This window comes from Microbacterium sp. F01 (genome assembly GCF_056156365.1).
Window position 1 is genome coordinate 1,176,734 of sequence record NZ_CM149592.1, and the last position, 17,763, is coordinate 1,194,496.

The following is a 17,763-nucleotide window of genomic DNA, read 5'->3' on the forward strand; positions in this document are numbered from 1 at the left end:
GTGCATGCCACGCAAGACCACGCACCACCGCCGGCGCCGTTTCCGGACGGCGGGCGCCGCCTGTGCGTCTACGCCGTGTGGGATCGTCGGGGCGGGATCGACGACTACATCCCCTACGCGCTCCAGGGGATGCGGGCGGACATGGCGCATATCGTCGTCGTGGTCAACGGGAAGCTGGACGACGAGGGCCGAGCCAAGCTGGCCGCATCCGCCGACGAGGTCATCGTCCGTGAGAACGTCGGCTTCGACATCTGGGCGCACAAGCACGCGCTCGATCATCTCGGCGACCGTCTCGCCGACTTCGACGAGGTCGTCCTCACCAACGACACATGGTTCGGGCCGGTCCGTCCCTACCGCCCCGTGCTCGACGAGCTGGCCTCACGGGCCGTGCACTTCTGGGGGATGACCGACCACGCTCGCGAAGAGCCCAATCCGTTCACGGGGAAGGGCGTTCTCCACTACCATCTCCAGTCCTTCTGGATCGCGGTCCGACGGGAGATGTTCCTCACCGACGCCTGGCGTGCGTACTGGCGGGACCTCCCCGAGATGCCCGGCTACTTCGACGCCGTCCTCACGCACGAGGCGGTGTTCACCCACCACTTCGACGAATTCGGCTTCCAGCACTCCGTCGCCTTTCCGTCGGAGGACTATCCGACCGATCATCCGGCACTGTTCAATCCCGACCTGCTTCTCGCGGACGGATGCCCCATCCTCAAGCGGCGCCCCTTCTTCCACTACCCGCCGTTCCTCGATCGCCATGCGGTCGTGGGCCGCGAGATCCTTGAAGAGGTCGAGACCTACGGCTACCCGATGCCGATGCTCTGGCAGAACCTGGCACGCAACGTCGCTCCGAAGATCCTCAACGCCGATGCAGGAATGCTGGAGGTCCTGCCCGACGTCGACCTCACAGGCCTCCCCGAGCGCTCGATGCGCGTCGTCGCGATCCTGCACGTCTTCTACACGGACATGACCGACGAGATGCTCGACCGGGTCGACACGCTTCCCGGCGCGTACGACCTCGTCGTGACCACCCCGGATGAGGAGCGGGCGGAACGGATCCGCGGGATCATCGATGCGCGCGGACCGGCGAGGGGAAGCGTCGAGATCCGTGTCGTCGAGTCGAATGACGGGCGCGACCAGAGTGCCTTCCTGATCGGCTGTCGCGACATCCTCCTCGGCGGCGGCTACGACCTCGTCGTGAAGCTGCATTCGAAGAAGACCCCTCAGGACGGATTCAACATCGGTCGCCACTTCAAGGCGCAGCAGTTCCGCAATCTGCTCGACAGCCCCGGCTTCACCGCCAACCTTTTGGCGCTCTTCCAGCGCGAACCCGGACTGGGGCTGGTGTATCCGCCGATGATCCACATCGGCTACCCGACCATGGGGCGAGCGTGGTGGGCGAACAAGAAGGGCGCACAGGAGTTGTGCGCGAGGCTCGGCATCCACGTGCCTCTGGACGACGTGTCCCCGCTCGCTCCGTACGGATCGATGTTCATCGCCCGCCCGGAGGCACTGCGGCTGCTGGTCGGCCATGACTGGCGATACGCGCAGTTCGGCGGCGCGGAGTCGTATGCGGACGGCGGGTTGGCGCACATCCTTGAGCGGATGCCGTCGTACGCCGCGGGGGAGCTCGGCTACCACACCCGCACGGTCGCCACCACTGAGTACATGTCGATCAGCCACACGGCGCTGGAGTACAAGATCGACCAGCTCTCCGCGACGCTGCCCGGCGACACGGTGGATGCGATCCACTTCCTGCGGGGTGCGGGCAACGTCGGTCGCGGTCGGATCGTGGACTTCGTCCGGATGTACCTCCGGCTCCACCATCCCGGCACCGGCGCCGCACTCCGGCGAATCGCCGGCCGCGACACCGTTCTGGGCAGGACCATGCGACGAATCCGTCGGCCCCGTGGCTGAAGGCTCCGTGGGGCGAACCCCCAGCCACGCCGACGCTAGGATCTTCAGGATGTCAACTCCCCCCGAACCGAGCGCCCCGGAGCGCTTCGCACGTCTCCAGGAACTCCCGCTGGAGCCGGTCGGGGCATCCACCGGCCTGAAGCCTAAGGACATCTGGGCATCGCTGGTGGAGTTGCTCCGACACAGGGAGATGCTCGATCTCCTGATCAGGCGTGATCTCAAGGCACGCTATAAGGATTCCGCCCTCGGATTCGTCTGGTCGCTCGCTCGTCCGCTGATGCAGCTCGTGATCTATTTCGTGGTGGTCGGGCAGTTCCTCGGCGCCGCACGCGGAATTCCCGATTTCGCGGTGTACATCTTCGCCGGTCTGACCGCGATGGGCCTGTTCACGGAGATCCTGCAGGGCGCCACGGGGTCGATCCTCGGCAACGCAGGTCTGGTCAAGAAGGTGTACCTGCCGCGAGAGGTCTTTCCGCTGGCCAGCGTCGGATCCGCGCTGTTCAACTTCATGATTCAGCTCGCTGTGCTGCTCGGCGCGACCCTCCTCGTGGGCAAGCCGCCGCTTCATACCGAGATCCTGTACTTCTTCCCCTCCCTCGCCGTGCTCGTCGTCTACGGAACGGCGTTCGGCCTGCTGTTCGGCGCGCTCAACGTCTACCTCCGTGATGTGCAGTACCTCGTCGAGCTCGGGACTATGCTGCTGTTCTGGGCGAGTCCCATCGTCTACTCCTGGCAGATGGTCGCGAGCCTCGTGAAGAACCCGGTCGTGCTCGAGATCTACACGAACAACCCGCTCACGCTGGCCGTGATCGGATTCCAGCACGCGTTCTGGGTCGCCGGTGAGGACGTGCCCCAGCCCTCCGATCTTCTCCTGCGCCTGAGCATCGCGCTGGTGATCGGCGTGGTCCTGCTATTCATCAGCCATCGTGCATTCCTGCGGCTGCAGGGAAACTTCGCTCAGGAGCTCTGACCCCACGATGAACGCAACCGCCGTCTCCTCGCCGACCTCCGCACCTGAGGTCGTGCGCATCCGCGATGTCTCGAAGCGATTCACGGTTCGGAAGGACTCCTCGATCAAGGAGCGCATCGTCACGCTCGGACGCGCGGGGCGCCGGCATCGTCAGGACTTCTGGGCGTTGCGCAACGTCAGCCTCGACATCCACGCGGGCAGCACGATCGGTCTGATCGGTCACAACGGCTCGGGCAAGAGCACCCTCCTGAAGGTGATCGGCGGCATCATCGATCCCACCTCCGGCGTCGTCGAAGAGCGCGGGCGCCTCGCCGCGCTCCTCGAACTCGGGGCAGGCTTCCATCCGGATCTCACCGGCCGCGAGAATGTGTACCTCAACGCCTCGGTGCTCGGCCTGTCCCGTGAACAGACGGCAGCCAAGTTCGACGACATCGTCGCGTTCTCGGGGATCGGCGACTTCATCGACACCCAGGTGAAGTTCTACTCGTCCGGCATGTACGTGCGACTGGCCTTCGCCGTCGCCGTGCACACCGACCCGGACATCCTCTTGGTCGACGAGGTGCTGGCGGTCGGCGACGAAGCATTTCAGCGCAAGTGTCTCGACAAGATCCGCACCTTCCAGTCCGAGGGCCGCACGATCATTATCGTGAGCCACGCGCTCGGCCAGATCACAGAACTCTGCGACCGCGCCGTCCTCCTCAACGCCGGCGAGATCGTGTACGACGGTGAGCCGGCCGTCGCGGTCGCGCGGTTCCGCGACATTCTGGACGAGCGCCGCGTCGCCGAAGGGCCCGACCATGAGGGCCGAGACGCGAGCGATGCGGACGCGGCGGCGGACGAGGCCCAGCCACGCATCCTCTCCACCGAGCTGCAGGTGATCGATGGAAACGAGGCGGGTGAAGTCGTCCCGGGCAGCGACATCCGGATCCGGGTCGGACTCGAGTCGCCTCGTCCTCTCGACCGATGGCGCTGCGCCGTCCAGATCGACACCGTGCTCGGGACTGCTGTCTACGGCACCACCAACGAGCGGATCGGGGCGGTGCCGGAGACGCTGGTCGGGCACCGTGACGTCGAATTCGTCCTTCGGGACGCCCGATTCCTGACCGGGAAGTACTTCGTCAACATCTCGCTCATGGATGAGAGCGGCCGGCACCTCGACGATGCCAGGATGGCTTCCTCGTTCAACGTCGCGCAGTACGCTGCCGCTGCCGGTGTGGTCTACATGGAGCCCGAGTTCATCGACCACGGCGCCGCCGCGCGATGATCGAGGGCGACGTGATCTCCGTCGACTCCGCGTTCCGCTTCTTCCGACGGCTGCCGCGCGCAGTCGGCCGGCGTGCCCGCAACGCCGCTCGGGTGCTCGTTCGGCGTTGCCGCAGCAAGCTCGGGGTCGTCGTCGCGCGGGTCCGGAGCACGCCGCACGCAGTTGCGACGGCGTTGCGTCACACCGCATGGCGTGCTGAAGTGCTCCGATATGTGATCCTCGGATTCAGGCTGGACACAGTTGCCGGCACCATTCCCTCAGCGGGTATTCCGTTGGTCATGTGCCTGTGGAACAGGCCCCACCGATTCGCGTCCACGCTGCGCCAGCTGTCGGAGCAAGTGGGCGCCCCACCGATTCGGCTGATCCTGTGGAACAACAAGCCCTCTGCCACGCGGGCCTACCTCGAGGACATCGCCCAGTTGGACGCCACCGGCGCAATCGCGAGCATCGAGCTTCACAGCAGCCGACGCAACATCGGGGGCATCGCGCGCTTCATCGTGGCGCGCCGCGTAACCCGCCGTGGGTCAGCCGAGCCGTTCCTGATGCTCGATGACGACATCGACATCTCACCCAGCTTCGTGAGGGACCTTCTCCAGGCCTGGCGACCGGGCACGTACGCCGGATTCTGGGCGTTCGTGATCCTGGGGAGCTACTGGGAGCGACGCGAGCCGGAGTTGCAGGAGCAGGTGGATTACGTGGGCACGGGGGGCAGCGTCTGCGACTCGAGCGTCGCGCACGACATCGGGTTCTTCACACGCATCCCGGCGCGATACGGCTTCATCGAGGACCTGTGGCTGAGCGCATACGCTGCTTCACGTGGATGGCGGCTTCGCAAGGTCGACACGCCGTTCACGCTCACGAGCGAGGACTCGAACCAATACCTGGCGCTGTTCGACACGAAGCCGCTCTTCTGGGACTACCTCCGAACCCGACTCGAACGCGGAAGGCCGCTGTGACGGACACCAACGATTCCATCGGGCTGACGACAGCGGGCGTCGTGCTGGCGTACAAGCCTGAGCCGGAGATCCTGGAGAACATCCGTCGGCTGCGCGATCAGGTCGACCACGTCTACGTCGTCGACAACTCGCCGGAGGCGTCGACCTCCGTGCTCTCCGAGCTGGCAGCGGATCGATCGGTGACGATACTCCCTCAGGACGGCAACGTCGGCGTCGCGGCGGGGTTCAACGCGGGAATGCGGGCTGCGTTGGCGGCGGGGTACCGCAACGTGTGGATCTTCGATCAGGACAGTACCGTCACCGGGGGGATGCTGGAGGTCCTGGCTGCGGCCCGTGCGGGAGTCACGGGTCGTGTCGGAATCGTCGCTCCCGCTCTCCGATCGCATGCGACGGGGATCATTTATTCGAGGGAGTCCGGCACCGGGGCCGTTCCGACCGACGTGCTCATCAGCTCAGGGTCCCTCTTCTCTCGCGAGCTGCTGGGCGAGATCGGTCTGCACGACGAGCCACTCTTCATTGATTACGTGGACCACGACATCTGCCTGCGTGCGACGGCGAGTGGGTTCCAGAATCTCAAGGTCTACGACGCGATCCTCGATCACCGGTTCGGCGATGCGCACCCCGTGCGGCTCTTCGGCCGCCGGGTCTACCTGGCGGACTACTCGCCGATGCGACACTTCTACGCGACGAGGAATCGCATCATCGTGATCCGGCGGTATGGGTTGGGGCGCTGGTTCTGGGAGGACCTGTGGTTCACCACGAAGGCCTGGGTGAAGGTCGTCCTCCTCGAATCTGGCCGGTGGTCGAAGATCCGCGCCGCGCTGCGCGGCGCAGCCGCGGGCGTCCGCTTCGACCTGAGTTCCTGAACCAGTCGCTGGGCCGGGCGACGCGCCTCCGGTGTCAGCCCTCGGGCGTCAGCTCGTATACGTACTGCGACTGCCCGAACCACTCGACGGTGTCGATCTGCGTCAGGCAGGAGGCGTCGAGCTCCTCAGACGATACGACGTACTCGAGCTCGGTCAACCTGGACTGGACCACACACGGTGAGGCGACGACCTTGATCACATCGGGGTACGGCTGCTCGAAACGCAGACCCTCGTCCGCCCACTCGAACTTCACGTGTGCTCCCCCCCTGTTCCACACGTTCTCGTTCGCGCTTCCCGGGTCGAGCTTGCGCCATTCGCTCATATCGGGCCCGATGATCTGACGACCGCTCAGTGACGGAGTTCCAGTCGCCATCATGAGCGAGTCGACGTACGGGGAATCGGACGCCCACACGGTGCCGTCTTCTCGACTCGTCTCGGCCCAGTCGAGGAACTTCTGCGCGGTTGGGCTGTCGCGCAGGTCGCCGACTCCGAAGATCACGGGGTTCACGACGATCGACAACGACAGGGCGGCGACTCCCGCGGACACCATGCTCCACACGTTTCCGGGCCAGCGCACCAGAGCAAAGATGACCAGAGCGCAGATGAGCGCTGCCAGGGCGACGCGGCGAGGGCCAAGACCTGGCAGGAAGCCCTCTAAACGCAACAGGATGCCGCCGGCAGCGGAGAGGGCGCCCGCGACGAGTGCAGCCGTCGACGGGACGATCCACTTCCCGCCCCACCCCGGCCGGTACTGGGACATGAAGAGGCAGAAGGTGATCGTTGCCAGGAAACCGAGGCCGAGGACAGCTCTGCCGGCGGGCACGCGGTTGACGAGCGGGATCGCCGCGCTCCAGGAGCCCCAGTCGAAACTGATCCACGCCAGCCAGAACAACGACGCGACCGCCATCGTCAGGAAGACCGCAGTGAACGTCTTCTTGCCGACCCACCATCGTCCACCGAACGCCACCAGCACGGCGGTGACGCCCAGCAGCAGTGTGAAGGAGGTCGAGATCTCGGACTGGTTGGTCTGCGCGACGGATGCGGGATCGAAGAGGCCGGCGAGGTTCGTGGCGCCGAGCGCGAACCCGGGCAGCACCGCCTCGCCGGAACTGAGTCGAGTACCGGGGTAAACCGTGGTGAGCCCCGCGGTGAGGACGTCTCGGCTCTCCCAGAAAAGGGCTGCGGTCCACAGGATTCCCGAGGCCGTGATGGCTGCCAGGCTGAGGACGCGGGAGCGCAGGCGGACGTCCTGGAGCATGAGGACCAACGCTGTCGCGATCACGAACGGAATCGACAGCATGATGGCGAAGGGCTGATAGTACGTGGGGGTGCGGGCGAACAGGATTCCCGCGACAACGAATCCGACTACGGCGGTCCCGTATCTCTTCCGTGCGAGGGAGGAAGAGGAGAAGATCGTCAGGGCGCACGCGGCCGAGACGAAACCGATGGTGTTGACGGCGAGTCCCGACCACCAGGCGTTGCCTGGCGCGAGGAATATGAGGACCGCTGCCAGATAGCCCCATCGGAGCTTTCCCGTGATCTGTCGGAACCAGATCGGCAGGCCGAGGAACAGGAGCAGTGTCGGCAGCCACCACTTCATGGCGAACAGCATCTGCGCGGGCACGAACTGTCCGAGCGCAAGCGCGCTGCCCTCGAAGAAGACGATCCCCGAGATCGGGCCGTCGGGGAGCTGCAGGATGAAGTCCGCCGGGGCGCTGAGCGGCGTCGTGGCGTCGGACCCGCCCCGCGCGATCTCTCCCAGCCACAACGGGGATCCGGTGCCGTACTCATCCGAACGGATGGCCTGGGTGTGGCCGAGCTGAAGCCCCAGGGGATCCGAGGGATCCTGACGCAGCGAGTCGATCCCGATGTTCGAGGTCGTGATCCCCAGGAGGATGAGGACGAGGTACGCGACGACCGGCAGGACGAACGGCAGCCAGCGCTTGAGTCGAGGGGCTGTGGGAGCCTCGCTGTCGCGAGCGTCATTGGAGGCGACCGGCGAGTTCACCGCTACGCTCTCCGCTGCTGAAGTTGACAATTGAGGTCCTGGATGGCGAGGAAACGTTGCGGGGCATCGGAAGGCTAACACGGCTCCGACGACGGCTCCTGAATGCATGCTGGGCCCGGTCCGGATCGCTGGGGATGATCCCGGTCGCGTAGACTCGAACATCATGCCTGCCCAGTCGGAGCGTACGCTCATCATCGTCCCGGCGTGGAACGAGGCCCGCAACGTGGGGAACACCGTACGCGAGATCCTGGATCGCATCGAGGGGATGGATGTGGTCGTGGTAGACGACGGATCCGCCGATGCCACCGCGGATGTCGCCGCCCAGGCGGGGGCCCGCGTCCTGCGACTCCCGTTCAACATGGGCGTGGGGGGAGCCATGCGGACGGGCTTCACCTACGCGCAGCGCCACGGCTACGCTCGCGCGATCCAGGTGGACGCCGACGGGCAGCACGATCCCCGTGACATCGTTCGCGTTCTGAGCGGCCTCGACCGGGCCGACATCTCCATCGGAGCGCGATTCGCCGACGCGGGGGACTACGAGGTGCGGGGCCCGCGCAAGTGGGCCATGAAGTTCCTCGCCGGAGTCCTGTCGCGGGTTGCGAAGACACGCCTGACGGATGTCACGAGCGGGTTCCGCGCCGCGAATCGGCGCGCGATCGACCAGTACGTCCTCTATTATCCGGCGGAGTATCTCGGTGACACCGTGGACTCGCTCGTCAGTGCGGTGCATTCAGGTCTGTCGGTGACGCAGGTCCCGGTCTCGATGAGGCCGCGTGCCCATGGGCGTCCGAGTCAGAACCCGGCCGGAGCCACCGTCTATCTGCTGCGAAGCGTCTTCGCCCTCTCGCTGGCGCTCATGCGGGGACGCCGACAGTCGAACGAGGTGAGAGCGTGATCGTCTTCGCGGGTATCGCCTTCGCCGTCGTCGTCCTGGTTCTCATCGTCAGTCTGCTGCTGCGGCGCCAGCTTCGCGAGAAGTACGCGATCCTCTGGATCATCATCGGCGTGGCGTTGCTCGTCCTCGCCCTCTTCCCCCAGTTGCTGCTTGGGTTGTCGGATCTGCTGGGCGTGGAGGTGCCCTCGAACCTGATCTTCGCATTGTCGATCGTCCTGCTGGTCGGGGTCGCACTCCACCTGTCGTGGGAGCTTTCGCTCGCGGAGGACGAGGTGCGCCGCGTGGCGGAGGAGGTCGCTATCCTGCGTGCCGATGTCGACGAGCTCCGCGGTCGGCCCGTGACATCCGCGGATCGGCGATCAGATGCAACGCTCGCGGGTGAAGCGCCGCAGCGTGCCGCGTCCGATGACACGGATCCGAATGGCAGCGAGTGACTCCACCGCGAGCGGTCTCCGCGCGGTCCTGATCTCCACTGCGGTCGCCGGCGTGCTCGGCTACGCGATCCAGTTGACGGCTCCGGCGCTCCTCACCGAGGAATCGGTCTATGTCGCGTTCTCGGTGTTCTGGTCGACCATCTACCTCGGAGTATCGGCGATGGCCGGTGTCCAGCAGGAGGTGTCGCGGGCCGCCCACCCTGCGACCGGCCAGAAGCCGAGTCCCGTGCTCCGGGTGTTCACGCTCGTCTCAGCGGCAGTTCTCGTGGTCACCAGTCTCGTGGTCGCTGCCGTCTTCGGTGGGCGAATCCTTCCCGGCTCGGTCCTGGTGCTTGCGGCTGTACTCGCGATCGGACTGGTCGGCTACCTCGCCGTAGCCGTCCTCAGCGGCCTCCTCTACGGGCTGCGGCTATGGAGGGCGGTGGCCGCGATCACGATCCTGGACTCCGCGATCCGAGCGGCTCTGCTACTCGGCGGGTTTGCGATGCAACTCCCTATGGAATGGCTCGCGCTCCTCGTGGCGGTGCCGTTCGGCTTCGCCTTCGCCATCACTTGGCTGGCCGCCAGGCGACAAGTGACAGGCCACTTCCGGCTCGATGTGCCGCTGGGTCGCTTCACAGCCCACACTGTCGGAACGGTCGGCGCAGCCGTCGCATCCGGGGTCCTCATCACAGGATTGCCGCTGCTCATCGGTGTCACGAGCGACGGAGTGGTGCCTGAGACCCTCGGCGCTCTGCTCCTCACCGTCACCCTCACGCGTGCTCCCATCGTGATCCCGATCATCGCGTTGCAGAGCTTCCTGATCTCGGCCGTCTTCCGGGGTGGACGTGTGCGCCCGGTCAAGCTCTTCCGGGTTCTCGCGTCAGTGCTCGCAGCCGTGGTCGTGCTGGCGGTGGCCGCCGCGTTCGTCGGGCCCCCCGTGGTGGCGTGGGTCTCCGACGAGCGATTCCACATCGACGGCTGGATCGTCTCGGTCGTCGTCCTGAGCGCGGGTCTCGTAGCCGCGATGTCGGTGACCGGTCCGGCACTGATTTCGGCTCGCCGTCATGCCGCCAATCTCGTCGGGTGGGCAGCCGCCGCAGTCCTCACGATCGCATTGCTGGTGGTGCCGATCGACTGGGTCACCCGCGTCGCGTTGGCTCTCACATTTCCCGCCGTCGTGGGGCTGACCCTGCATCTGGTCGCGCTCATCCGGTCAGGACGGGTGACCTCGCAGACGACGCCCACACCGCAGCACGGCGCCTGACCGACTGGGGCGCTGAGGTCGTGCACGCATCCGTTCAGCGCGTAAGCCCCAATGCGGAGTCGAACGACGCGCGCGTCTCGCTCGCGGTGCGCTCCCATGTGAACTCGCCAGCGCGGGCGCGGCCGGCGTCGGCCAATTGCCGGAGCGTGGTCGGATCGGTGGCAACGGTTTTCAGCGCGTCCGCGACGGCGCGGTCGTCAAGGGGGTCGAAGTAGACCGCGGCATCGCCGCCGACGTAGCGGTGAACGTCTATGTCGCTCAGGATGACGGGAAGCCCCGCCCCCATCGCCTCCAATGTGGGTAGCGAGAAGCCTTCGGCGAGTGACGGGATTGCGAGGGCGCTTGCTGTCGAGTAGAGGTCGCTCACCTCTTCTTCGCCCACCCACCCGCGCAGTTCCACCCACGCGTGCATGCCGGTCTCGTCGACGATCGCCTTGAGCGGATCGTCACCGCGGCCGCCTGTGATGATCACCCGGGGTCGATCCTCCGCGGCGAGCAACGGCAGCGCCCGAATCAGGGCCGCCCAGTTCTTGTGCGGCCGGCGATTGCCCATCGCGAGGACCATCGGCCCATTCGCTCCCGCGCGTGATCGGTCGATGCCCTCCGGCGCCGAGCCGGCCAGGGGGATCACGTCGAGCCGGTCCCGAGACACGCCGAGGTACTTCACGATCTCGTCGGCAGACGTCGGGCTGATCGTGATGACACGCGCGGCATTCCGGGCCGCCACTCTCTCCATCCACTTCACGGGCGCGGTGTAGAGCGGGGTGGACATGTGCTCCGGGTGGCTCCAGTAGAGCATGTCGTGCATCGTTACGACGGTCGGCATCGATGTCTTCCGCGGCCCCAGCGTGGCCGGCGAGTGTACGAGATCCACGTCGTGCCTACCGGCGGCCCGCGCAACCTGCGTCAACTCGCCCCACGCCCACTCGAAACGGTTCTCGCCGCTGATTCCCGACTCGACCATCCGGCCGGGGAACCAGCTGCGGTCGAGTCGCGCGCCTTCCTTGCTGATGAAGCCGATGTACTCGTAGTCGTCGCCCAATGCGCCCAGAGCGCGATAAAGCTCCCGCGTGTACGTCTCCATCCCCCCCTTGGTTCCGGAGTATGAGAGCAGATCGACGAGGACGCGAGGCACGGTGTCCCAGCCTACGTCACACGCGCCGCATATCTCCCGGGAGGGGTTCGGGTGGGCGGACGCGTGTAGAGGTGGGGCGAACCCGCAGCATCGCCGGACGTTCCACCAGGAACCAGCTCGCGACCGCAAGGCAGGCCGTGCCCAGGATCGTGATCAGGATGTAGGCGACCATTCCCCATTGAGTGCCTCCGAACAGCACCGTGAGTTGCTGAACGGGCCACGCGTAGATGTAGAACCCATAGGAGACGTCGTTGCGCGCGATCCACCGCGGCTGGGGCACGATCGTGGCGAGGAACAGCAGTCCGTAAGCCATGAACGGCGACGCAGCCTGTCCGCCCCACCCTGGCACGAGCCCGATGATGAGGACGGCGACGGCGATGGATCCGATGCCGACCCACTTGTTCAGTCCCCACCGATCGATGACGAAGTAGACGACCGTACCTCCCAGGAAGAAGGGGAGGAGCTTGAAAAGAAGGGTGTAGCTCGGATCCAGTCCGAGACGCGACGCCAGTCCGATGTTCGCCCACATCGCGACACTGGCGAGGAACAGCGCGATCGCGGGGAGGAGCGAACGGCGGAAGAGCGCCCACGCCCCCAGAAGCCACACGGCGAGGTAGCAGAGGAACTCATAGTAGAGAGTCCACAGGGAACCGTTCCAGGCATTCGGATACGGCACGGTGTCCAGTGTGCGGCCGATGTCGTAGCTGGTGATGTTGAGCCCGAGGTTGCCCCATACGTACTGCGCCGGCGTCACGGGGGTCGTGGCGTATCCGGCCAGTGAGCCGTAGTCGATCAGCATCGAGATCGGACCGAAGACCGCCGCTGTCAGGACCAGGCACACGATGAACGCGGGGTAGATTCGTGCGACGCGGTGGAGCAGATAGTCCCCTGCCGGCGTTCGGATACGGCTGCGGGTGATCAGGAAGCCGCTGATCACGAAGAACCCGGCGACGGCCCACCCACCGAGGTTCTCGCCCTGCAGATGCGGACCTTCGCCGCGACCGGCGATGTACCAGCTGTGGGCGAAGAGGACGAGCGCTGCAAGGAACAGCCGGAACAGATTGAGGCTGTTCGCACGATACGGATAAGGCGCGCCGCGGAGCGCGGTGGCGATACTCATTTCAAGAGGTTTCTGGCCGCCATCTCGTCGAGGGAGCGTTGGTACATGTCACCCTCAACCGGCTCGGTCAGGACCCATTCCACGAATCGGGCGACGCCGTTGCGGAAAGGCACACCGGGCGCGTAGTCGAGAACGGTGCGGAGTCTCGTGGTGTCAGCCACGTTGTGTCGGATGTCGCCGAGTCGGTAGTTGCCCGACACGCGAGTGGGCACGTCGCGCCCGAAGGCCTCGAACAGTGCGGCGACGACCTCGTTCACGGTGGTGGCGACTCCCGAGCCCACATTGAAGACGCCGCCGACCGCGGCGGGTGACGTCGCGGCGAGGAACGTGGCCTCCACGACATCGTCGATATAGACGAAGTCGCGGCTCTCCAGGCCGTCCTCGAAGATGTTGATCTCCTTACCCTGACGGATGAGCGTCGAGAAGATCGAGAGGATGCCCGTGTACGGGTTCTTGAGCGACTGTCCTGGACCGTACACGTTCTGGTAGCGGAGCGCGACGGGCTCGATGCCGATCGTTGGGGCGACCGTCATGATGAGCGATTCCTGCATCTGCTTGGTGATGCCGTAGACCGAAGACGGGTGAAGCTTCGCGGTCTCGTCGGTGGGGACGATCTCGATCGGGCCCTCACCCGGCATGTGCACCTCGAAGTCCCCGGCGGCCATGTCGCTGTCCGCGCGGTGCGGCGGGTAGACGATCCGACCGTCCTTGGTGCGGTAGGAGCCCTCGCCGTAGATCGAACGCGATGAGGCGATCACCATGCGTGTCACCGAGTGCTGCTCATTCGTGAGGAGGTCGAGCAGTTTGGCGGTGCCGCCGACGTTCGCTTCGACGTACCGGTCGATCTCGTACATCGACTGGCCGGTGCCCGTCTCGGCGGCGAGATGGACGACGATGCCGGCGCCGGACAGCGCGCGCCGCAGGTCGTCGCTGGACGTGACGGTGCCCTCGATCACGTCGGCGACACCGTCGAGCGATCGCAAGAGCGCCGAGGTGGCGTGAGGGTCGTCGCCGTGCACCTGTGGGATCAGCGAATCCAATACGGTCACCGTGTGGCCGGCGTCGACGAAGCGCCGTGCGAGACGCGTGCCGATGAAGCCGGCGCCGCCGGTGATGAGCACGTGATCGGGCATACGCGAACTCCAGAACGAAAGAATGGCGGACGCGCTCGTTCGAAGCGCCGCGCGTGCGTTAGATGGCGATGGCGAAGATGTGCGCCAGCGTAGATTGTAGCCCCGAGCCCGTTCCGTGCCGGATCACACCGGGGAGCTCGACGATGCCATGCAGCCTGGACATGAGCCGCAGACGCGCCGTCGCAGCTGTCCTCTTCCATCCCTTGGCGGTGGCCAGCGCTTGCGCCTGCGAATAGTAGGTGCGCTCATCCCGGAAGCGTCGGCCGTCGAGGAGTGTCTTCTGAGATGCGCTCGCTCCGTGTCGGCGATAGGAGAAGGCCAGCGTCGGGTTGTAGGCGAGGCACCCGTCGTCGAAGGCCACGTCCATGAGCAGCGCGAGGTCCTGGATGATCGGGAGGCCTTCCCGAAAGTCGATGCGCCGCAGCGTCTCGGTGCGGAAAGTAAGCGAGGGCCAGTACAGCCAATCGCCCTTGATCAGGCTTGTCGCCATCGCCTGGCCGCGCAGGACGGCGATCCCCGGTCCGCCCCTGGGAGCGAGGATGCGGGTCTTCACTCGGTCGACGAGCGGACGGACCACCGCGCCGTTCTCGTCGACCACCTCCACCCCGGGTTGTACGACGTCGGCATCGGGAACGGCGGCGATCGTCGTGAGCACGACGTCCAGGTAGTTCGGGTGCAGGAGATCGTCGCAGCCCAGGATCGTGATGTAGGGCGTCGTGGCCCGCCGGATCGCCTCACGATAATTCTCAGTGATGCCCAGGTTGACCTCATTGCGCACGTACACGATGCGCTCATCGTCGAGCCCCGCGAACCAGGCCGGGACGCCCTCGTCGGGATAGCAGTCGTCGATCACGACCAGTCGCCAGTCAGGATTGCGCTGGGCGCGGACGGATTCGACGGTCTGGTAAAGGAGCCCGGGGTCTCCCCAGAAGGGGACGAAGATCTCGTGTGTCATGGCGCGAAGAGCCTACGAGATCAGTCTGGGAGCCGCGCAGTCCATCGGCGTGAGATTCTCTCCCGTGTTCGTCCCTGCGTAGACTTCCAGATCGGCGGAGTTTCCGCCTGACCGCACATCGCTCCTCGGCCAGACCAGAAAGCCTGTCGCATGGATCTGCTCATCGTAGGCTCCGGATTCTTCGGCCTCACCATTGCGGAGCGGGCCGCGGCATCCGGCCGCAAAGTCACCGTGATCGATCGTCGCAGCCATATCGGGGGCAACGCGTACAGCGAGAACGAGCCCACGACGGGCATCGAGGTGCATCGGTACGGCGCACACCTGTTCCACACGTCGAACGCCGTGGTCTGGGAGTACGTCAACCGGTTCACGACGTTCACGAACTACGTGCACCGCGTGTACACGAACCATAAAGGGGTGGTGTTCCCGCTCCCGATCAACCTCGGGACGATCAACCAGTTCTTCCAGGCCGCGTACTCGCCCGAACAGGCGCGTGCGCTCGTGCACGAGCTGGCCGGCGAGTTCGATGCGAAGGACGCCGCGAACCTCGAGGAAAAAAGCATCGCGCTGATCGGGCGCCCGCTCTACGAAGCCTTCATCCGGGACTACACGGCGAAGCAGTGGCAGACCGATCCGAAGGACCTGCCGGCCGAGGTCATCAGCCGTCTCCCGGTTCGCTACAACTACGACAACCGGTACTTCAACGACACGTGGGAGGGGCTGCCGGCAGACGGATATACCGCATGGCTCGAGCGCATGGCTGACCACGAGAACATCGCCGTCGAACTCGACACGGACTTTTTCGACGAGTCGCAGCCGCTGAACAAGCGGGCAACGGTAGGCCAGGTTCCGATCGTGTACACCGGCCCCGTCGACCGCTATTTCGACTACGCCGAAGGCGCCCTCTCGTGGCGCACCCTCGACTTCGAACGTGAAGTGCTCGACGTGGGAGACTTTCAGGGCACCCCGGTGATGAACTACGCGGACGCGGACGTCCCGTACACGCGGATCCACGAGTTCAGGCATTTCCACCCTGAGCGCGCCGAGCGCTATCCCGCCGACCGGACCGTCATCATGAGGGAGTACTCGCGATTCGCGTCGCGCACCGACGAGCCGTACTACCCGGTGAACACTCCGGAGGATCGGGCGGGTCTGATCGCGTATCGTGATCTCGCCAAGGGAGAGTCGGACGTTCTGTTCGGTGGCCGGTTGGGCACGTATCAATATCTCGACATGCACATGGCCATCGGCTCCGCCCTATCGATGTGGAACAACCAGCTGGCGTGATCGCGCCCGCATAGACTCGACATCGTGACCACTGCCGCCGTCGGCGCCCCCGGATCGCCCCGGCGCTACCTCCACTCGCTGTGGCTGCTGTCGGCGCGCGACCTCAAGGTGCGCTACGCCACGAGCGCACTCGGATACCTGTGGTCGATCCTCGACCCGCTCGTCATGAGCGCGATCTACTGGTTCGTGTTCACCCAGGTATTCCAGCGCACGGTGGGTCACGAGCCGTACATCGTGTTCCTCATCACCGCGCTGCTGCCCTGGGTATGGTTCAACTCCTCGGTGTCGGACTTCACGCGCGCGTTCAACAAGGATGCGCGCCTCGTGCGGTCGACCGCGATTCCCCGGTCGATCTGGGTCAACCGGATCGTGCTCAGCAAGGGCATCGAGTTTCTGTGCTCGCTGCCCGTTCTGGCTCTGTTCGTCGTGCTCTCGTTCTTCTCGGACCACCCCGCGCAACTCAACTGGGGGCTCCTCTGGATCCCCGTCGCGATCGCGTTGCAGACGGTGCTCCTTGTGGGCCTCGGCCTCCTCGTCGCCCCGCTGTGCGTCATCTGGAGCGATCTCGAGCGCACAACGAAGCTCATTTTGCGCGCGTTGTTCTACGCGTCTCCGGTGATCTACGGCGTCGAGGATCTCCCTGGCGCTTTCGAGACGCTCGCCGCGTTCAACCCGCTGTCGGGCATCTTCGCCCTCTACCGGGTCGGTTTTTTCGTGGAGGAATGGGATTCGTGGGTCATCGGGATGGGCGCCATCATGTCGTTTCTTTTCCTCGCCCTCGGGATCTTGGTGTTCCGGCGGCTCGAGCGCCCCGTGCTGAAGGAGCTGTGATGACGGCATCCGGTCTCGCGATCGAGGTGCAGGGCCTCGGTGTGCGCTTCCGTCGCAACAGACGAGGTCGGCGCAGCATCAAGGACCTGTTCTCCGACTCGACCCGCCGGTCTAAGCCAGGTGAGTTCTGGGCGCTGCGAGAAGTGAGCTTCGACGTGAGTCCTGGCGAGTCGATCGGCGTCGTCGGCCGCAACGGTCAGGGCAAGTCGACACTGCTGAAACTCGTCGCGGGGGTGCTCCTGGCCGATGAGGGGTCGGTATCGGTCAACGGCGGCGTCGCACCGCTCATCGAGATCACCGGCGGATTCGTCGGCGACCTCACGGTGCGCGAGAATGTGCGGCTCACATCCGGCCTGCACGGGATGTCGAAAGCCGAGGTCGCCCGCCGCTTCGACGGCATCATCGACTTCGCCGAACTCGACGACTTCGTGGACACACCGTACAAGCACCTCAGCAACGGCATGAAGGTCCGGCTCGCGTTCTCCGTAGTGTCGCAGCTCGAAGAGCCAATCCTCCTCGTCGACGAGGTCCTCGCCGTCGGCGACAAGGCATTCCGTGAGAAGTGCTACAAGCGCATCGACGAACTCCTCGGCGACGGGCGCACGCTGTTCTTCGTATCGCACAGCGAGCGCGACCTGCGCCGCTTCTGCACGCGCGGTCTCTACCTCGACAAGCACCACCTCGCAATGGATGCGCCGATCGACGAGGTGCTCGATCGCTACAACGCCGACTATCCCGTCGGCTGA

16 protein-coding genes are annotated in these 17,763 nt (G+C 65.6%); 11 read left to right on the top strand and 5 right to left on the bottom strand.

The annotated features are described in order from the left end of the window. From ACVN90_RS05165 to ACVN90_RS05185, 5 genes are all read left to right on the top strand, one after another. Complete coding sequence (locus tag ACVN90_RS05165; RefSeq protein WP_475101091.1) at positions 1-1,917, top strand: rhamnan synthesis F family protein; 1,917 nt, start codon at positions 1-3, stop codon at positions 1,915-1,917. A gap of 49 nt (positions 1,918-1,966) precedes the next feature. After that, a complete protein-coding gene (locus ACVN90_RS05170; protein WP_475101092.1) occupies positions 1,967-2,887 on the top strand; it encodes an ABC transporter permease in 921 nt (306 codons plus the stop codon). Positions 2,888-2,894: 7 nt separating this feature from the next. Next, a complete protein-coding gene (locus ACVN90_RS05175) occupies positions 2,895-4,151 on the top strand; it encodes an ABC transporter ATP-binding protein (protein ID WP_475101093.1) in 1,257 nt (418 codons plus the stop codon). Between the two features lie 278 nt (positions 4,152-4,429). Beyond that, positions 4,430-5,107, top strand: coding sequence for a hypothetical protein (locus ACVN90_RS05180; protein WP_475101094.1), 678 nt, complete (start codon positions 4,430-4,432; stop codon positions 5,105-5,107). Beyond that, positions 5,104-5,973: a glycosyltransferase family 2 protein gene (locus ACVN90_RS05185; protein WP_475101095.1), complete on the top strand. Its 870-nt coding sequence runs from the start codon at positions 5,104-5,106 to the stop codon at positions 5,971-5,973. Before ACVN90_RS05180 ends, ACVN90_RS05185 begins: the two co-directional genes overlap by 4 nt. A gap of 34 nt (positions 5,974-6,007) precedes the next feature. Here ACVN90_RS05185 and ACVN90_RS05190 read toward each other — a convergent pair whose 3' ends face one another. Continuing rightward, positions 6,008-7,981 (bottom strand): DUF7657 domain-containing protein, encoded by a 1,974-nt coding sequence (locus ACVN90_RS05190; RefSeq protein WP_475101096.1) that lies wholly within the window; start codon positions 7,979-7,981, stop codon positions 6,008-6,010. 163 nt (positions 7,982-8,144) lie between these two features. Between ACVN90_RS05190 and ACVN90_RS05195 the strand changes: the two genes are divergently transcribed. From ACVN90_RS05195 to ACVN90_RS05205, 3 genes are read left to right on the top strand one after another with little or no spacing between them, the layout of a single operon-like run. Continuing rightward, positions 8,145-8,876, top strand: coding sequence for a glycosyltransferase family 2 protein (locus ACVN90_RS05195; RefSeq protein ID WP_475101097.1), 732 nt, complete (start codon positions 8,145-8,147; stop codon positions 8,874-8,876). Beyond that, complete coding sequence (locus tag ACVN90_RS05200; RefSeq protein ID WP_475101098.1) at positions 8,873-9,310, top strand: DUF2304 domain-containing protein; 438 nt, start codon at positions 8,873-8,875, stop codon at positions 9,308-9,310. Before ACVN90_RS05195 ends, ACVN90_RS05200 begins: the two co-directional genes overlap by 4 nt. Further along, positions 9,297-10,556, top strand: a complete 1,260-nt coding sequence (locus ACVN90_RS05205) for a polysaccharide biosynthesis protein (RefSeq protein WP_475101099.1) — start codon at positions 9,297-9,299, stop codon at positions 10,554-10,556. The genes ACVN90_RS05200 and ACVN90_RS05205 overlap by 14 nt, the downstream gene beginning before the upstream one ends. A 34-nt stretch (positions 10,557-10,590) precedes the next feature. On the opposite strand, the gene ACVN90_RS05210 is transcribed toward ACVN90_RS05205, so the two are convergent. The 4 genes from ACVN90_RS05210 to ACVN90_RS05225 form a co-directional block, all read right to left on the bottom strand. Continuing rightward, positions 10,591-11,640 carry a glycosyltransferase family 4 protein gene (locus tag ACVN90_RS05210; protein ID WP_475101100.1) on the bottom strand — a complete coding sequence of 350 codons (1,050 nt, stop codon included), beginning with the start codon at positions 11,638-11,640 and terminating at the stop codon, positions 10,591-10,593. 67 nt (positions 11,641-11,707) lie between these two features. Then, the gene (locus ACVN90_RS05215) at positions 11,708-12,811 is read right to left on the bottom strand and encodes an acyltransferase family protein (RefSeq protein ID WP_475101101.1); all 1,104 of its coding nucleotides are present in this window, start codon (positions 12,809-12,811) and stop codon (positions 11,708-11,710) included. Further along, positions 12,808-13,944 (bottom strand): NAD-dependent epimerase/dehydratase family protein, encoded by a 1,137-nt coding sequence (locus ACVN90_RS05220; protein ID WP_475101102.1) that lies wholly within the window; start codon positions 13,942-13,944, stop codon positions 12,808-12,810. Before ACVN90_RS05220 ends, ACVN90_RS05215 begins: the two co-directional genes overlap by 4 nt. Before the next feature lie 58 nt (positions 13,945-14,002). Beyond that, on the bottom strand, positions 14,003-14,899 hold the full coding sequence (locus tag ACVN90_RS05225) for a glycosyltransferase (protein WP_475101103.1): 897 nt from the start codon (positions 14,897-14,899) through the stop codon (positions 14,003-14,005). A gap of 150 nt (positions 14,900-15,049) precedes the next feature. On the opposite strand from ACVN90_RS05225, the gene glf reads away from it, so the two are divergent. The 3 genes from glf to ACVN90_RS05240 are packed head-to-tail and all read left to right on the top strand — an operon-like array spanning position 15,050 to position 17,763. Further along, positions 15,050-16,186, top strand: coding sequence for a UDP-galactopyranose mutase (gene glf / locus ACVN90_RS05230; RefSeq protein ID WP_475101104.1), 1,137 nt, complete (start codon positions 15,050-15,052; stop codon positions 16,184-16,186). Positions 16,187-16,210: 24 nt separating this feature from the next. Beyond that, positions 16,211-17,017, top strand: coding sequence for an ABC transporter permease (locus ACVN90_RS05235; RefSeq protein WP_475101105.1), 807 nt, complete (start codon positions 16,211-16,213; stop codon positions 17,015-17,017). Further along, a complete protein-coding gene (locus ACVN90_RS05240; RefSeq protein ID WP_475101106.1) occupies positions 17,017-17,763 on the top strand; it encodes an ABC transporter ATP-binding protein in 747 nt (248 codons plus the stop codon). Before ACVN90_RS05235 ends, ACVN90_RS05240 begins: the two co-directional genes overlap by 1 nt.